This is a genomic window from Bacillus sp. R45, from assembly GCF_021729365.1.
In the GTDB taxonomy this organism is placed as follows: domain Bacteria; phylum Bacillota; class Bacilli; order Bacillales; family Bacillaceae; genus Bacillus; species Bacillus velezensis.
In genome coordinates this window covers 1265144-1281709 of record NZ_CP091421.1, presented here as the reverse complement: position 1 = coordinate 1281709, position 16566 = coordinate 1265144, and the positions used below count along the sequence as shown (strand labels likewise).

Sequence of the window (16566 nt, the reverse complement as noted above, 5' to 3'; positions counted from 1 at the left end):
GTTATCCAGATATGTCAATGCTTTTTCGGGTGAAAAGATTCAGTTTCCCGATCCGTTCCGCAGCTTCTTTAAGTCTTTCTTCACTTGTCAGAAGACCGACTCTTATATAGCCTTCCCCCCATTTTCCGAACCCGTTTCCGGCAGCGACGGCGACATCCGCTTTCTCGAGCAGCAGATCTGAAAACGACTGTGACGTATAACCGTCGGGCACAGGGAGCCATGCAAAAAAGGAGCCAGCCGGAGCCGTCACATCCCAGCCGATACCGCGGCAGGCTTCAATCCATGCATTGCGCCTCGATTCATATCTGTCATTTTGCGCTGCGACGCATGCCTGATCCTCTAAAAGAGCGGCTGCCGCCGCCTGCTGCGCCGCGGGAAACAGGCTGACAAACATATGATCCTGATAAAGATTGATCGCTTCGATGACAGAAGCGTTTCCGACGGCAAATCCGACCCGCCAGCCCGCCATATTATACGTTTTGGACAAGGTATAGATTTCGACTCCCGTCTCCTTTGCGCCTTCCGTCTGCAAAAAGCTCAGCGGTTTATGCCCGTCAAAGCCGACGGCTCCGTACGCGAAATCGTGAACGACACAAATACCGTTTTGTTCCGCAAAACCGACCGTCTCCTCAAAAAACGCCTCTGTCGCCACAGCGCCGGTCGGATTATTCGGATAATTGAGATAAAGCAGCTTCGCCTCGCTCCGCACCTTTTCAGGAATTACGCTGTAATCAGGGAGAAACCCTCTTTCTTCCGTCAGCGGCATCATTTTCATTTTCGCTTTCGCAAGGGCGACGCCCGACCAGTAATCAGGATATCCGGGATCAGGCACCAGAATGGTATCTCCCGGGTTTAAAAGACATTGCGGAAGCTCAACAAGTCCCGCCTTGCCTCCGAACAGCACGGCGACTTCCGTTTCCGGATCAAGCGTGACCCCGTACTCCCTTTCATAAAATGCAGCGGCTGCTTTTTTGAAGCTGTAAGCGCCCCGGAATGATGAGTATTTATGATTTTCCGGCCTTTCGACGGCGCGCTTCATTTCTTCAACGATATGCTGAGGCGTCGGCTGATCAGGGTTTCCCTGCCCTAAATTGATGACGTCTCTGCCTTCTTTCAGCTTTTGATTCACTTTTTGCACCAATGATGCGAAAAATTGTTCCGGCAGCTGTTTGAGTACATCTGAGATTTCAAAGTTCATATTTTTCACCTTCTAAAAATGTCTTGAAATGATAGTCCATCATCATATATGGTTAAATAAAAAAAGTAAAGAGAAACTTGAGGTGTTAAAAAATGAAATGGACCGTTTCTTGTTTGCAATTTGATATTTCATACGGAAATCCTTCAGAAAATTTTAAAAAAGCGGAATCTTTGATTGAGCAAGAAAGCCGCCATGCGGATGTAATCGTGCTTCCTGAGTTGTGGACAACCGGCTATGATCTCACACGGCTAGACCAGCTGGCGGATGAAAACGGCAAAGTTTCGGAACAATGGCTTAAAGAAACGGCAAAAACATACAACGTACACCTCGTTGCCGGATCTTTTGCGGTCAAAGAAGGCGAAAATGTCTATAACACCATGTACATCGCCGATAACAGCGGACAGATCGTGAAGCGGTATCAGAAAGCCCATCTGTTTCAGCTGATGGATGAACACCTTTACTTGTCAGCGGGAAACAGCGACGGTTCCTTTGAGCTCGACGGTGTCAAGTGCGCCGGGCTGATCTGCTATGATATCCGTTTCCCCGAATGGATCAGAAAGCATACGTCCCAGGGCGCGAATGTCCTGTTTATCTCTGCGGAATGGCCTCTGCCCCGCCTTGATCATTGGCGAAGCCTGCTTATCGCCAGAGCAATTGAAAACCAATGTTTTGTCGCAGCCTCTAACTGCACGGGGTCCAATCCCGATAATGAATTTGCCGGCCACAGCCTGATTATTGACCCGTGGGGCCGGATTTTAGCCGAAGGAGACCGGACGGAAGGCGCAGTCCGGGCGGAAATCGATGTGTCAGAAAGCGCGGCCGTCCGCGGAACCATTCCGGTTTTCCAAGACTTGCGGCGTGATTTATATTAATTTTCAAAAAAATGTTGACAAGAATATCCGGCACCTGCTAATATTTTCATCAACTGATTAATCCGAATTGTGATACAAATCAATATATTTTCTCTTATCGAGAGTTGGGCGAGGGAATTGGCCTTTTGACCCCAACAGCAACCGACCGTAATTCCATTGTGAAATGGGGCGCGTACATTTTGCGCCGAGACGATTGTCTCATAAGGCACGGTGCTAATTCCATCAGATGTTATCTGAGAGATAAGAGGCGGACTGCACTGTTTCAGCCTCCTTCTCTTTCAGAGAAGGAGGCTTTTTTTCGGGCGTATTCTCCGTCACGATCTCTTACTGCCACTACATAATTGGAGGGTAAATCCATGTCAGCAACTAAAACAAGTCTTTATGAACAATTAACAGAAAGCTCCGCCGCCGCGTTAGCCGTCAAGCTCGGCTTATTCCAAAGCAAAAGCACTCTGACATGCCGTGAAATCGGCGACGGCAATTTAAATTACGTCTTTCATGTTTACGATAAAGAAAACCAAAAAGGACTGATTATCAAACAGGCGATTCCTTACGCGAAAGTCGTCGGTGAAAGCTGGCCGCTTACAATTGATCGGGCGAGAATCGAAAGCAGCGCCCTCATCCGCCAGGGTGAACACGTGCCGCACCTCGTTCCGGCCGTTTACTATTCCGATACTGAAATGGCCGTCACGGTAATGGAAGACCTCTCACATTTGCAGATTTCAAGAAAAGGGCTGCTGGAAGGGCAGCATTATCCGAACTTATCGGTTCATATCGGTGAATTTTTAGGGAAAACGCTTTTTTACTCATCCGATTATGCGCTCGATGCGAAAGTAAAGCAGCAGCTCGCAAAGCAGTTTACAAATCCTGAGCTTTGCAATATTACAGAAAGGCTTGTGTTTACAGAACCGTTTCTCGACCATGAGACAAACGATTTTGAGGAGGAGCTGCGCCCGTACGCAGAAAAAGTTTGGAACAATTCCCGGCTGAAAGAAGGCGCTGACGAATTGAAAGCCATCTTTCTGAATTCCGCGGAAACATTGGTTCACGGCGATCTGCACACGGGAAGCATCTTCGCCGATGAACATGAAACAAAGGTGATTGATCCCGAGTTTGCTTTCTTCGGACCGATCGGGTTTGACATCGGCCAATTTATCGCCAATCTGCTGTTAAACGCCCTCAGCCGCGACGGTGACGACAGACAGCCGTTATATGACCATACTGCCGCCGTATGGGATACATTTGTGAAAACATTCAGTGAAGCATGGGAGAAAGACTGCCTGCCTTCCCGCAGACACCTGCTGGAAGACACACTGAAAAACGCGTTTGAAGAAGCGGTCGGTTTTGCGGGATGCGAATTGATCCGGCGCACGATCGGACTCGCCCATGTGGCTGACTTAGATGAAATCACTCCGTTTGACAAACGAATCGAACGGAAGAAGCTGGCGCTTGAGATCGGCGCCTATTATATCGAAAACAGAAAAGAACTGAAGCATATCACCGAGGTTCTGGACCAATTTAAGCTCCGTGTAAAGGAATGATGCAGCATGACCAATGAATTTGCCATCCCCCGTTCTGTGGAATGGAAAGAAACCTACATCCGCATTTTAAATCAGCAAAAACTTCCCGACGTCACTGAGTATGTGGAACTTGAAACAAAGGAAGATGTATTCGACGCGATTGTCACGCTGAAAGTAAGGGGCGCCCCGGCCATCGGTATAACCGCGGCATTCGGACTCGCGCTCTCCGCCAAGTCGTTTGAAGCCCGCGACCTTTCAGATTTCCGACGTCAGTTCGCGGATGTCAAAGCGTATTTAAACAGTTCGAGGCCCACTGCCGTCAACCTCGCGTGGGCGCTTGACAGACTGACGGATTCCATCAGGGATGCAATCTCAATCAATGAAGCGAAGACAACGCTCGTTCATGAAGCCATTCAAATTCAGATTGAGGATGAAGAAACCTGCCGAATGATCGGCCAAAATGCGCTGCACCTTTTTAAAAAAGGCGACCAGATCATGACCATCTGCAATGCGGGCTCGATTGCTACAAGCCGGTACGGTACGGCGCTTGCTCCCTTTTACTTAGCGAAACAAAAAGACCTCGGCCTTCATATCTACGCATGTGAAACAAGACCCGTTCTCCAAGGATCCCGGCTGACGGCGTGGGAGCTGATGCAGGGCGGAATTGATGTCACACTCATTACGGACAGCATGGCCGCCCATACAATGAAGGAAAAACATATATCAGCAGTCATTGTCGGCGCTGACAGAATTGCTAAAAACGGAGATACGGCCAACAAAATCGGAACTTACGGCCTCGCTATTTTGGCAAACGCCTTTCAGATCCCGTTTTTTGTGGCCGCACCGCTTTCGACCTTTGACTTGCAGATTGAAAACGGCGATCAGATTCCGATTGAAGAAAGAGATCCGGATGAAGTCAGACAGATCTCAGGCATACGCACCGCTCCCGAAGATGTGCCGGTCTTCAATCCGGCCTTTGACATCACACCGGGCAGCCTGATTTCAGGCATTATCACCGAGAAAGGAATTGTGACCGGTTCTTACACGGAAGAAATTGAACAATTATTCGCCGACTGTCAGCTGAGCTGAAAAACCGCTGATGATGTTGCCTCAGGCAATGTCAGCGGTTTTTTTGTCTGCACAATGTAATCACTTCATCTTTTTGGGCGGCTGTAATGAGATGCATTTTAAAAAACAGCTCTGCATAACCGGCTATCTTTTGCGGACGGCTCATTTTCATCAGGCTTCGTCCTCCTTTTTCACCAGACCAACTTTTTTCACTTAATAAAATGATATGTCGGACGCGAAAAAACGGAACGTGCCATATGTTTTATTTTTCTTTATAGGATATTTGTTCGATGTTCAGCAGCACCGCTTTTACATCCGTCTTCGTGCCCGCGTATCCCGTTAAGGCGCTGTTTTTGCCGATTACCCGATGGCACGGGACAAAAATCGGCAGCCGGTTTCGTTTATTGGCTTGTCCGATGGCGCGCACCGCTTTCGGTTTTCCGATCGCTTCGGCCATATCGCCGTAGCTTCGGGATTCCCCGTAAGGAATCATCGTCAGCGCGTTCCACACCTTTTCCTGAAAGGGTGTGCCTTTTTGTCTCAAAGGCAGAGAGAATTGCTTTCTTTCTCCTGAAAAATAGGATGCCAGCTGCTGCTTGGCCTCCGACAGCAAAGCGGTTTCGCACGGCTTTACGCCGGGCGCGTCTTTCCGCCATTCCTCAAAATCTTCCCCGGTGAGAAACAGGCCGGTAATAAAGCCCTCTTCCTCTGTTACGATAACGGTTCCAAACGGCGCTTTTACACTTGTAAAACAGATCATTCCCCGCTCCTTCTTTCTTCGGTATTCTGCCGTATCGGAAGCGTCAAATGAAAAACCGTGCCCTTCCCTTCTTCACTTTCCACATGAATGCGTCCCTGATGTTCTTCGATGATTTTATAGCTGACCATCAGACCGAGGCCCGTTCCCCTGTCTTTTGTCGTGTAAAATGGCTCGCCCAGACGTTTTAATTTGTCTTCGGAAATGCCTGTTCCTTCATCTTGAAAAGAAATCAAAATGTGGTCTTGATCAGAAGGCTGGATGGTCACGTAGATATTGCCGCCGCCCGGCATGACTTCAATGGCGTTTTTTAAAATATTGATAAACACCTGTTTTAATTGATTCGGTTCACAGTAAATCGGCGGGATGTTTCCGGTCAGGTTCAGATGAATCTGCACATTGACAAGATTGGCCTGGGCATTCAAAAGATCAGCCGTGTCTTTCATAATCTGCGTCACGTCTTTTTCTTCATATAATATCGCCTGAGGTTTCGCTAAAATTAAAAATTCAGTGATGATAGACTCGATGCGTTTTAATTCTGAGGTAATGACGTTAAAGTACAGGGAATATTCGCCTTCAATGCTTCCTTGAAGAAGCTGAATGAACCCTTTCAGCGCTGTCATCGGGTTTCTGATTTCGTGGGCGATGCCCGCCGCCAGCTCCCCTACAACATGAAGAGTGTCGGATTTCCGCAGCCTCTCTTCAAGCTCTTTGGCCTCTGTGACATCTTTAAAGATGGCCAGATTCATATTTTGAATGATATTTCTTTTGAAGGAGAATTCCAGTTTGCGGCTGTCACTGCTGCTTAACAGGAAGGGGATTTCATTATCCATTCCTTCTAAATCAATCTTTCTGGCGGGAACACCCGCGTTTTCAATATCAAATAAAGAAAGAATATCCGGAACGGTGTACGCTCTCAGCTCCTCATCCGGCATGCCGAGTATACGGCTTGCGAGAGGATTCGCGTCAATAATGCGGAATTGGTTGTCAAATAAGACCTTGCCGTCCATTGAGCCGTTGAATACTTTTCTGAATTTCAGCTCGCTTTCCCGCAATTCTTTTTCCATCCGCTTACGATCGCTGACATTTCTTAAAATGGTTAAATGCTGACCTTCAAGTATGGTTCGTTTTGATGTGAACTCAAGCTCTTTGTATTGGCCGTTTGCCATCTGAAACAGCATTTCTTCACGAATTTCCCCGTATTTTTCATATTTCTTCTTAATCTGCTTGTATTTTTTCTGCGGATCAACGATAAACGTACATAAATTCGTCTCCAGCAGCTTATCCATCGGCAGTTCGAAAATGCGGCACGCCGATTCGTTTGCTTTAGCAATCTTTCCGTCATCAGACCAAATGACAATCGCGTCCATCGCGTTTTCAAAAATTTCGCGGAATCGCTCTTCGCTTTTAAAGAGTTTCAATTCCATCAACCGTTTCTCTGTTATATCTCTCATAATGGACATGTAGAACCCGCTGATTAAGTTGGACGTAATCGTAAATTCAAACAGCTTCTCTTCGCCGGACCGAAGCTTGACGGGCAGTTCTCCTTTGGCATTTCCTTTTCTGCGGAGGGTTTCCCAGATTTCTTTCAGATGCTTTTTGTTTTCGCCGTCGGTAAAATGGCGGAGCGACAGATGGGACAATTCATTCTGGCCGATCTCAAAGCTTTTGCAAAAAGAGAGGTTCGCATCAATAAACCCGCCGTCCTTATCAAACAGCACGATGCCGTCGACAGCCCTGTCAAACAAATCTTTAAACAGCTGCTCGTTCATGGAGAATTCGCGCTCTAATATTTTTTTAGAGGAGATGTCCCTCATCACCACAAAAAAATAATCCTCCCCAATTCCGTCTCTGGCGAGGAATTCAATGTATTTCGTCGCGCCGCTGTCAAGCTTAATCGGCACCTCTTTCCACAGATGGCCTTTTTTTAAAAACTTTTTCACGGCCTTATTCAGTTCTTCCTGAGGCACGGAATATAAAAAGTCCAGGACGGAGCGGTTAATAAGGCTCTCTGCCTCAATCTGCATCATCCGGGCCGCAGCCTCGTTCGCCTGGACGATTTTCATTTCCTTACGGCATATAAAAATGGCATCAAGCGTGTTATTCATAATCACATGATACCGGTTCAAATCACTCTTCAGGCGGTCATTTTCCTCTTTCATCCGCTTCAGCTGCTCTTTCAGCGACTCGTTTGTTTGCAAATCCAGAGTTTCAGCCATTCAGTACACTCCTTCTTCAAAAACCTATCCTTCAATATTTCTACAAAATACCTCATCTTCCTTCATTCGCCCTATACATTTCAGAAAATTTCAATGATATGACAAGTTAAAGTCTTTTTCTACGATCCTTACCTCCCCGTTACATCATCCTAACAATCCCTTTTGTCCTCCTTCAATTTTTTGTTTTTTATTTTAAAATGAACACCAACAGGAAATAATCATGCAGTGGATGATTTTTGAAGAGAAGGTGATGCTATGACAAAATCGCGAGACAGTTACTTTGACAACGCCAAGTTTATCTTGATTTTTCTGGTGGTGTTCGGCCATATCCTCCGGTCATTTATTAACGGAAATGAGTTTATGCTCCATCTCTACAAATTCATTTATACTTTTCATATGCCGGCCTTTATCCTGGTTTCCGGCTATTTCGCAAAAAACTTTAAGCGGAAAGGTTATGTGAAGAAGCTGGCTGTGAAGCTGATTATTCCGTACCTGATTTTTCAGGGCATTTACTCGGTTTTTTACTATTTGATTCAGGATGAAAGCATGGCAAGCGTCAATCCGATTGATCCGCAGTGGTCTCTCTGGTTTTTAGTCAGCTTATTCTTTTGGAATCTGCTGCTTTATCCCTTTACGAAGCTGCCGAAAATGTGGGCGCTTGGGGCGAGCTGCGGGCTTGCCGTCATGATCGGGTATCTCGATTTCATCAGCAGCACGCTGAGTCTTTCACGGACGTTTGTTTTTCTACCGATGTTTCTCGTCGGGTTTTATTTAAAGAAACGGCACTTTGATTTGCTTCGGGCTAAAAGAGGCAGGCAGATTGCCGCGGGCGTACTGGGGATTGTTTTCCTCTTATGCTGGTGCATTGATTTTGATTACTCGTGGCTGTTCGGATCAGAGCCTTATTCTACATTCGGCACAGTGTCGCTGTTGAGCGGTCTGTCACGCATCGGCTGGTATGTTTTGGCCTTTGCCGCCACTTTCAGCTTTTTGGCGCTCGTTCCGCAAAAGCGTTATTTCTTTACGAAATGGGGTACGAGAACGTTTTACGTGTATCTGCTGCATGGATTCATTATAAAAACGCTGCGGCAGATCGGGCTTGAAGATCACTTGTCTGATTATCAGAATTTAGTCATGCTCTTAATGTTAACGGCCGCTCTTACGTCCATTCTCTCCAGCAATGCGGTGAAAACGGCCGCACAGCCGTTTATTGAGCTGCGGATAACCGGCTTGCTTCAAGCGGTGAAAGGAACAAGAAACGGTGCTTATTCGAAATAATGCAAAATACCTCTTAAGCGTTGCCGCTTAAGAGGTATTTTTTATTTTTTGCCGTCTTCTTTTTTCTTCGGCTTCGTCTGTTCAAGCGTTTCAATCCATTTTCCGGCGTTATAATCACCGAGCTCGCTTGAAAACTCTTCTTCAAGCAATTTAGGGTCCATCGGCTTTTTATGGTTTTGCATGTCTTTGCTGTGGCGGTTTTTTTTCGTCATATTACTCGCCTCCTTGTTTGCCGTGTTTTGATTTGCGGTTTGCGCCTCTCAGTCCGGGATCACCGTCATATTGTGTTTTGTATGCATCTTTGTCCATGCTCTCAGTCGGTGTATTGTTGTTGGTCAAAGCTTCATTCTTTGCTGCTTTGCGTTTCATTTGATTTCCTCCTTCTGTAAGCAAATCTGTTTTGAATTCATTAAGCATTTTTTTTAAGTCGCGCACTGTCACGTTTTTGGCCTCATCAATAAGTTCATAGCCGATCTGTCCGTTCGGCTCAAGCAGCACATATTTAAAATCTTGAATGTCTCCGAGGCCTTCCTGCCTGATCCTCATTGACAGCTGGTCTTCGGTAAAACGCATTTTTTTTAAGTTTTCCGGGATGATTTTTCCGTTTCTGACAACGGCGACGGTTTTTCCTGAAAATAAAAACTCAAAAAAGCTTGATTTGATTTCTAAATATTCCATCAGAATCAGTACCGCAATAAAAATCGTCGCCGCGAAAATGGTTTCCCATAAATTATGTTCAATAAACGGCTGAATAATAATCGAGCCGATCGAAATCATGATGACTGTCTGGGTCACCGACAGCTGGCTGATGGATTTCCGTCCGGCAATCCGCAATAAAAAGGTACCGACCGCGATCATAACTACCGACTTCCAAAATACGGCAAACAATGACGTCACCTCTTTACAAGTAGAATCTCCAAAGAAACTGTTTCCACTCATCCATTTTACGGCAATAAAAAAAACACCGCTTTCTGAAAAGCGGTGTCAGCCGATAATCATCCTTTCCTTCGGATAATGATAATTTGCTTCGATTTCTTTTCGGCCGATCAAATAAAGGAAAGTCAAAATGCCGATCCGGCCGATAAACATCACAATCATGATCACACATTTTCCGATATCGCTTAAATGCGGAGTAATCCCGAGCGACAGGCCGGTCGTTCCGAAAGCGGAACACACTTCAAAAAGCAGTCCGAGGAGCGTCTGATTTGTCTCCGTCACGGAAAGAATCAGCGTCGACCCGAACACGAGCAGAATCGCCATCATCGTAACGACCAGCGACTTCATGACATCAGCCTGATGAAGCTCGCGTTTAAAGACCTTGACCGCTTTATTCCCTCTGGCAAAATGAAACAGGGCAAGAAGGTTAAGCGCAAACGTCGTCGTACGGATTCCGCCGCCGACCGAGCTCGGTGATGCGCCGATAAACATGAGGGCGCAGATGAAAAATAATGTCGGCGCCGACAGCTGGCTGATATCAATTGTCGCAAGCCCGCCGCTTCGCGTAGCAGTTGATTGAAAGAGACATAAAAATAAAACATCATGCCAGCTTTTCCCCTTCATAACATGGCTTGCTTCAAGCGCGTAAATGCCCACGGCTCCGAACAAAACGAGCATTCCGAACGTAACGGTCGTAATTTTCGTAAACAGCGTGAATGAGTATCTGCGCTGTTTTGAAAACAAAAAGTCTTTTACTTCTACGAGCACCGGAAAACCGATCGCACCGAAAATAATCAGAAGCATCGTAATAAACTGCACGAAATAGTCATGTCTGAACGGGACGAGTGAATTTCCCGTAATATCAAAGCCGCCGTTTGTCGTGGCGCTGACGCTCGCAAAGAATCCGTGCAAGTACGCCTGTTCAAACGAATCATAGTACGTTAAAAAATATGTTCCTAAGATGATGCCGCCTAAAAACTCGATTAATAAAATCAAAAACAGCACTTGCTTCATCAGGTTGACGATACCGGAAAACTGCGATTGATTCTGATCCACCATAATGAGCTTCCGTTCCCGCAGACCGATCCGTTTGCCCATAATGAGCCAGACGAATGTTCCGAGCGTCATAATGCCGATTCCGCCGAATTGAAGCACGAAAGCCAAAATGACAATCCCGGCCGTGCTGAATGTATCAGCCGTGTTGACGACCGTTAAACCGGTGACACTGACTGAGCTGACAGCCGTAAACAGCGCGTCTATAAACGACCAGCTGGCCCCTTGTTTGTGGGCGGCCGGCAGACTTAGCAAAATAAATGCCACCGTCACAGCAAGAAAATAATATAATGCAATCAGCTGTGCAGGCGACAAGATCTGTATGAATTTCTTCAGTTTTAATTTCATAAGATAGTTCCTTCTGCCTCTCAAATGTAGTACGTAATTATTCTAATGATATTGGGAGAATTTTTAAAGGCCTTTTTTGAAAGATTTTTCATTACCTTATGTAATTTGCCGATCTTTAAACAAAAAACCTCTGAAACGATTGTCAGAGGTTTTGTTTATTATTTTGCTTCCAGCCTGCGGATGCGCTCATCGAGATCAGGGTGTGTGGAGAACAGTGACGAATGCTTTTTGCCGTTAATTTTTAACGTCTGCACCGCCGTCTGGTCTTCTTCATTCACATGTCCTGTATAAGACTTCAGCGTACGCAGGGCGTGAATCATTTTATCCTTGCCGGCAAGGTCTGCACCGCCGCGGTCAGCGTGAAACTCTCTGTGGCGCGAGTAGGCGAAGACGACAAGACTGCCGAGAATGGAAAAGATAATCTGAAACACGATCATCGCGATAAAATGCACGACCGGTGCGAGGTCTTCTTTGACAAAGCGGCTTGCAACCCATGCCGCGATTCGGGAAAGGAATACGACGAACGTATTGACGATTCCCTGCAGCAGCGTCATCGTGACCATATCACCGTTTGTGATGTGTGCGACTTCATGGGCAAGAACCCCTTCCACCGCAGCATCATCCATCTGCTGCAATAAACCTGAAGAAACCGCGACAAGCGAACGGCGCTTAGAAGGTCCGGTCGCAAAAGCATTGACCTCCGGGGACTGATAAATGCCGACTTCAGGCATTTTCGTCATCCCTGCGGCACGGGACAATCTGTGCACACGGTCAACCAATTGCTGTTCTTCATAGCTGAGTGACTGTTTCTTCGGATTTAACACCCGGACGCCCATCATCGTTTTGGCCATCCATCTGGACATTCCGAGAGAAATAAAAGAACCGACAAAACCGACGACAAGACTGAACACGAGCAATGCCATCAGATCAATGCGGCCATTTTGTATATACGAGCCGACACCGGTAACGCTTGTAATAATCGTAAGCACAATTCCGATTGTCGTAATGACCAAAAGGTTCGTTAAAATAAACAGAAATATTCTTTTCGCCATAATTACCTCCGTCTTTTTTAAGATCAAAAGAACTTATTTAATTAAATTATAAATGATCTGTTTGAAAATGCAACAATTTCGACGTATGATGTAAATGTAATTCTCAGTGATATCAGAAAGTGAACACGTAATCAATCAGAGGTGAACCATGAACACGTTTAAACTGACCCGAACTGATATGGTCCGGCTTCTTTACGCGTTAAAAGGCCAAGGAGACGCAACTCCTCTCCAAATCTTATTGCAATCAGCGGAAATGACATTGGATGAAGCGGAAAGCCGTCTGCATATCCCTGAATTTCTGACGAGATTCGAACGAAAAAAAGAGAAAAAGGAATACGGGCTTTCAACTAACGAGATTGTCGAGCTGGGAAATCTGTGCGAGCTGACGTCTTTAAAATCAACCGCCGTCCAAAACTGGGTGAAGCGCGATATTAAAGATTTAATCGGCCACCCCTTACTCGGCAAAAAATATACAATTGAACAAGCTGTCATCCTTCTCATTGTACGTGATTTAAAATCAATTTATGACTTCGAACATATACGCGGCATATTAAAAATCGCTTTTAACACGATCACAGACAGATCAGACGACGTCATCAGCCCGATCAGCTACTATGAAAGCTGCGCCCAAGTGATTGATTATCTTCATCATAAAGCAAACCCGCCGATGAAGGAAACGAGCCTGCAGGAGCTCGTTGAAGAGCAGACGGACAAGCTCAAAGGCTGCTTTAAAGAACTCGGAAGCGGACAATGGAACAATATCAGATCCATCATCGCCGTCACGGTGCTCTCCGTTTTGACTTTCCATATTCAAGCCTCAGCCTACAAAATGACCAGCCATTTATTATAATTCATAACGCTTCTTCGCCCCGGTGTCTGCGCCGGGGTTTTTTGCTGTACAACAATTGCCAGCATAATCAATACCGTTCCGTTTGAAACTAAAATGCGTAAACACATCTTGCCAGAGAAAAGGAGATGAAAAAGATGGCGAGCAGAAATAAACTCTTAGTTCCAGGGGCTGAGCAGGCACTTGACCAATTTAAATACGAAGTGGCTCAAGAATTCGGCGTGAACCTTAGCTCTGATACAGCAGCACGCGCAAACGGCTCTGTAGGCGGGGAAATGACAAAACGTCTTGTACAGCAGGCTCAATCACAATTAAACGGGAAAAATCAATAATGCAGCTTATTCGCCGGGACTTCTCGGCGAATTTTGATATTTATCGGCATTCTCCTTTCCGTGCCGGTAGCCGTTCGGATTCCTGCGGTCTGACGAATCTTCATGATGCCGATAGGAGTCCCAATGTTCATTGCGATCATGATTCCGCTGATTCCAGTAATGATTGTAATACTTTTGCTTAGGCTCTTTGTCATTTCCGTTTTCCTGAGGATTTTGTGTTGGGGGCTGCTCTGTTTCCCCATCTTGTTCCTTCTGTGTGTTTTCTTCTGATCCGGAAGCTGCATTTTTGTCGGTTTGCTGACTGCCGTCCTGACTGTCCGGCTTCGCTTCTTCCGTGCCAGGCGTTGTTTCATTGTTTTCCGGCTTCTCTGCTGCCTTTTCTTCATCAGGAGCTGTCTTTTCATCAGCCGCCGGCTTTTCTGTGTCCGGCTGCTTGCTTTGATCAGCGTCTGTTTCGGTATCTTTTTGATCTGTTTCATTGCCGTCGGTTTGCTTTTCAGACTGTTTTTCTTCTGTTTTCTTTTCGTTTCTTCTTATGTAGCTGCCTGTTGACATCCCTTCCTGTTTTGCTTTTTCTCTTGTTTCCATATCAGATTCAAGAGATTGGACCTGGTAGGTGCCCTTATATTTTTCAGTCATGTCAGCCAGCTGTTTTTTAACGCCTTTTTTATATGTATTGTCATCTGTATTTTCATAAACCGTGGAAATTAAAATCTCTTTTGATTCCTTTACATATCCATGCTTGCTGCAATCGGTAATAATATTATTGATGACTTCCTTAAAATCGCTGCTTTTCCAATCTCCGATGTCACTGATGACCTGTTTGGCGTCATGGTTCAGCGGTGTCAGTTCAATGACTTCATATTTGCTGTTTAAAGCCATTTCAATGCTGGGATTAATGTCAAGCGTCATATACGCGTAAGCTTTGTTATCAGAAAAAACCGGGAGCAAAATTAAAATAAACAAAATAATAGCAGTCATCGTAAACACTCCCAATTTAAAAGGGCGCAGTTTCAGAAAATCAAAAAAGCTGGCCCTTCTTCCCATACGCGTTTCGCCTTCGAACGTAATTTCCTCTCCGATTTCACAAGTGCGGTGATCATTTTTTGTTTTTAAAAATTGTCCGTCAGGGGTTAGCAACGTGACGAATTTTTTATTTTTCTCTACTATGATCCCTCTTCTCATGAGTGCAACACCCCTTTAAGATAATCTTTTAAATAAATATAATCACCGGTAATAATAATACTCATGGCGATGATATATTTTCGGTTCCGTTCGATCGTTTTTCTGCTGACCGACACAAGCTGCTCCAGCTGTTTGACAGGAAGCTGTTTTTTCTGGTGCAAAATGGACGCCAGCTCTTCATTTTCAACAAGCGTGTAGGCTACCTTAATCGCATTCTGCCTCGCATCAGTATGCTTCGGCGATTGTTCCAGCAGCTCTTTAAAAGACAGGCCGTATTCTTTCAGCTGCTTCTGAAAAAAAAGAATTTCTTCCCGGCGCTGTTCCTGTTCTATCTGTTTGCGGTATTCATCAATGGAAAGCTCCGCTTCGATAAGGCTCTGCGAAGATTCCTGGTCGTCGCCCTCCTGCACATCCATATTGATATGCTGAGCGGTTCTTGCTTCTTTTCTGATATAGTCTATCACTTTTCTTTTTATAATCAGCTCTGCAAATGCAAGCAGCGAATTACCTTTTTCAGCCGAATACTTTTCAATGGCTTCGTTAAACGCGATCAGCCCGATGCTGAATTCGTCGTCTTTTTCATCTATATATCGTTTACAAACGGATGAAACCGTCTTCGCGATAAAAGGCTTATATTGCTGTATTAAATCGTTCTGCAGATCTTTGTCGCCTTTTTGTATTTTTTCAACAGATGTTTCAAGCGTTTGCTTCTTTTTTCCCAATTTAAACAAAAGGCTAAGCACTGGTTTCACCTCAGTTCCTCCCTATAACTACTCATAATCATAGCTAATTTAGTAGGGATTCGCAAAGGAAGAAAAAGAGAAATCGATTTCATTTGTCTCAATTATGACAAGCCAATAAGACGTACTATACATGATTTCGTGCCCCCATGCAGAATTAAGGGGGTTTTCTCTGTGTTTTTTGTAACAATGCTGTTATAAAATTGTTATCATATGTCTTAAATGTAAGCGTTTCAAACAAAAAAGGGAACCTGCTTTCTAAAAAGCCAGACTCCCTTTTTGATCATTTTACGCGTGTTCTCTTTTTTCCGATGCCGCGCCGGACTCTGTTTGTTTTAATCCTGACATAAACCATCCGCAAACCGCAATGGCAGCCAGAACCGCCCAGAAAATGATTTTCCAGGCCGCCGAATGGATGACATCTGCCGGAATTATACCGAGTTCCTCATGGGCCAACGTATAAAGAGCGAGCTTCACGCCTACCCATCCGACAATCACAAATGCCGCCGTTTCAAGGCCCGGCCTGGTTTTCAGTAAGGATACGAACATTGATGCCGCAAAACGCATAATGATTAAACCGATTACGCCGCCGGCTAAAATAACGAGAAACTGACCGCCGTCCAAGCCGCCGATGGCAGGAAGCCGTGTTCCCGGAAGCGTTACGGCAAGTGCGACCGCCGCTAAAATGGAGTCAACGGCAAAAGCGATGTCCGCGAGCTCCACTTTCAAGACAGTCTGCCAAAACCCGCTTTCTTTCTGCGTTTTCTGCCCGGCGTTATCTTTGAATACATACCGCTTCAGCAAATGGCTGACCGCAATGTAAAACAGGTATAAAGCGCCGACGGCCTGGACCTGCCAAACATTCACCAGAAATGAAATGGCGAACAGCGACCCGAAACGCAAAATAAATGCGCCCGCCAATCCGTAAAATAAAGCCTTCTTCCTTTGTTTTTCAGGAAGATGCTTCACCATCACAGCCATCACCAGCGCGTTATCCGCCGCCAAAATCCCTTCCAGCCCGATTAAAACGAGAAGAACCCATCCATACTCCAATAATAATGCAAAGTCCAATCCATTCCCTCCGTTTCTTTTTTCTATCATCCGAGCTTATACCGGCGGTTTTTTTACGCAAAAAAGACCTTTGCCGATATAAGGCAAAGG

General features: G+C 45.5%; 16 protein-coding genes and 1 riboswitch. Of the genes, 6 read left to right on the top strand and 10 right to left on the bottom strand.

Annotation, left to right across the window (positions count from 1 at the left end; genetic code table 11):
* Position 1 precedes the first annotated feature (1 nt).
* Positions 2-1198 carry a pyridoxal phosphate-dependent aminotransferase gene (locus tag L3V45_RS06700; protein WP_058905980.1) on the bottom strand — a complete coding sequence of 399 codons (1197 nt, stop codon included), beginning with the start codon at positions 1196-1198 and terminating at the stop codon, positions 2-4.
* A 92-nt stretch (positions 1199-1290) separates the two neighbouring features.
* Between L3V45_RS06700 and L3V45_RS06695 the strand changes: the two genes are divergently transcribed.
* The 3 genes from L3V45_RS06695 (at position 1291) to mtnA (ending at position 4679) form a co-directional block, all read left to right on the top strand.
* Entirely contained in the window at positions 1291-2070 is a 780-nt protein-coding gene (locus L3V45_RS06695; RefSeq protein ID WP_003154702.1) for a carbon-nitrogen family hydrolase, read from the top strand.
* A gap of 91 nt (positions 2071-2161) precedes the next feature.
* Positions 2162-2317, top strand: a riboswitch (SAM riboswitch).
* Positions 2318-2426: 109 nt separating this feature from the next.
* Complete coding sequence (gene mtnK, locus L3V45_RS06690) at positions 2427-3611, top strand: S-methyl-5-thioribose kinase (protein ID WP_003154703.1); 1185 nt, start codon at positions 2427-2429, stop codon at positions 3609-3611.
* A 6-nt stretch (positions 3612-3617) separates the two neighbouring features.
* Positions 3618-4679, top strand: a complete 1062-nt coding sequence (gene mtnA, locus L3V45_RS06685; RefSeq protein WP_003154704.1) for an S-methyl-5-thioribose-1-phosphate isomerase — start codon at positions 3618-3620, stop codon at positions 4677-4679.
* Positions 4680-4920: 241 nt separating this feature from the next.
* Here mtnA and L3V45_RS06675 read toward each other — a convergent pair whose 3' ends face one another.
* Positions 4921-5418, bottom strand: coding sequence for a methylated-DNA--[protein]-cysteine S-methyltransferase (locus L3V45_RS06675; RefSeq protein WP_058905978.1), 498 nt, complete (start codon positions 5416-5418; stop codon positions 4921-4923).
* The gene (locus L3V45_RS06670; RefSeq protein WP_003154707.1) at positions 5415-7634 is read right to left on the bottom strand and encodes a PAS domain-containing sensor histidine kinase; all 2220 of its coding nucleotides are present in this window, start codon (positions 7632-7634) and stop codon (positions 5415-5417) included. The genes L3V45_RS06675 and L3V45_RS06670 overlap by 4 nt, the downstream gene beginning before the upstream one ends.
* Positions 7635-7889: 255 nt before the next feature.
* Here L3V45_RS06670 and L3V45_RS06665 point away from each other — a divergent pair, with 255 nt between their 5' ends.
* Entirely contained in the window at positions 7890-8912 is a 1023-nt protein-coding gene (locus L3V45_RS06665; RefSeq protein ID WP_003154708.1) for an acyltransferase family protein, read from the top strand.
* Between the two features lie 41 nt (positions 8913-8953).
* Here the strand turns inward: L3V45_RS06665 and L3V45_RS06660 are convergent, their stop codons facing one another.
* The 4 genes from L3V45_RS06660 to htpX form a co-directional block, all read right to left on the bottom strand.
* Positions 8954-9124: a hypothetical protein gene (locus tag L3V45_RS06660; RefSeq protein ID WP_003154711.1), complete on the bottom strand. Its 171-nt coding sequence runs from the start codon at positions 9122-9124 to the stop codon at positions 8954-8956.
* A gap of 1 nt (position 9125) precedes the next feature.
* The gene (locus L3V45_RS06655) at positions 9126-9800 is read right to left on the bottom strand and encodes a DUF421 domain-containing protein (RefSeq protein WP_236837312.1); all 675 of its coding nucleotides are present in this window, start codon (positions 9798-9800) and stop codon (positions 9126-9128) included.
* 96 nt (positions 9801-9896) lie between these two features.
* Entirely contained in the window at positions 9897-11249 is a 1353-nt protein-coding gene (locus L3V45_RS06650) for a TrkH family potassium uptake protein (protein WP_014304894.1), read from the bottom strand.
* Between the two features lie 158 nt (positions 11250-11407).
* A complete protein-coding gene (htpX, locus tag L3V45_RS06645; protein WP_003154715.1) occupies positions 11408-12301 on the bottom strand; it encodes a protease HtpX in 894 nt (297 codons plus the stop codon).
* Positions 12302-12449: 148 nt separating this feature from the next.
* Between htpX and L3V45_RS06640 the strand changes: the two genes are divergently transcribed.
* On the top strand, positions 12450-13151 hold the full coding sequence (locus tag L3V45_RS06640; RefSeq protein ID WP_032856705.1) for a DUF1836 domain-containing protein: 702 nt from the start codon (positions 12450-12452) through the stop codon (positions 13149-13151).
* Between the two features lie 134 nt (positions 13152-13285).
* Positions 13286-13480, top strand: a complete 195-nt coding sequence (locus tag L3V45_RS06635) for an alpha/beta-type small acid-soluble spore protein (protein ID WP_003154717.1) — start codon at positions 13286-13288, stop codon at positions 13478-13480.
* A 6-nt stretch (positions 13481-13486) separates the two neighbouring features.
* Here L3V45_RS06635 and L3V45_RS06630 read toward each other — a convergent pair whose 3' ends face one another.
* The 3 genes from L3V45_RS06630 to L3V45_RS06620 all read right to left on the bottom strand — a co-directional run bounded on the left by L3V45_RS06630 (position 13487) and on the right by L3V45_RS06620 (position 16476).
* The gene (locus L3V45_RS06630) at positions 13487-14665 is read right to left on the bottom strand and encodes an anti-sigma-I factor RsgI family protein (protein WP_014304893.1); all 1179 of its coding nucleotides are present in this window, start codon (positions 14663-14665) and stop codon (positions 13487-13489) included.
* Complete coding sequence (sigI, locus tag L3V45_RS06625) at positions 14662-15417, bottom strand: RNA polymerase sigma factor SigI (protein ID WP_003154719.1); 756 nt, start codon at positions 15415-15417, stop codon at positions 14662-14664. The genes L3V45_RS06630 and sigI overlap by 4 nt, the downstream gene beginning before the upstream one ends.
* A 276-nt stretch (positions 15418-15693) precedes the next feature.
* On the bottom strand, positions 15694-16476 hold the full coding sequence (locus L3V45_RS06620) for a TerC family protein (protein WP_014304892.1): 783 nt from the start codon (positions 16474-16476) through the stop codon (positions 15694-15696).
* Positions 16477-16566 lie beyond the last annotated feature (90 nt).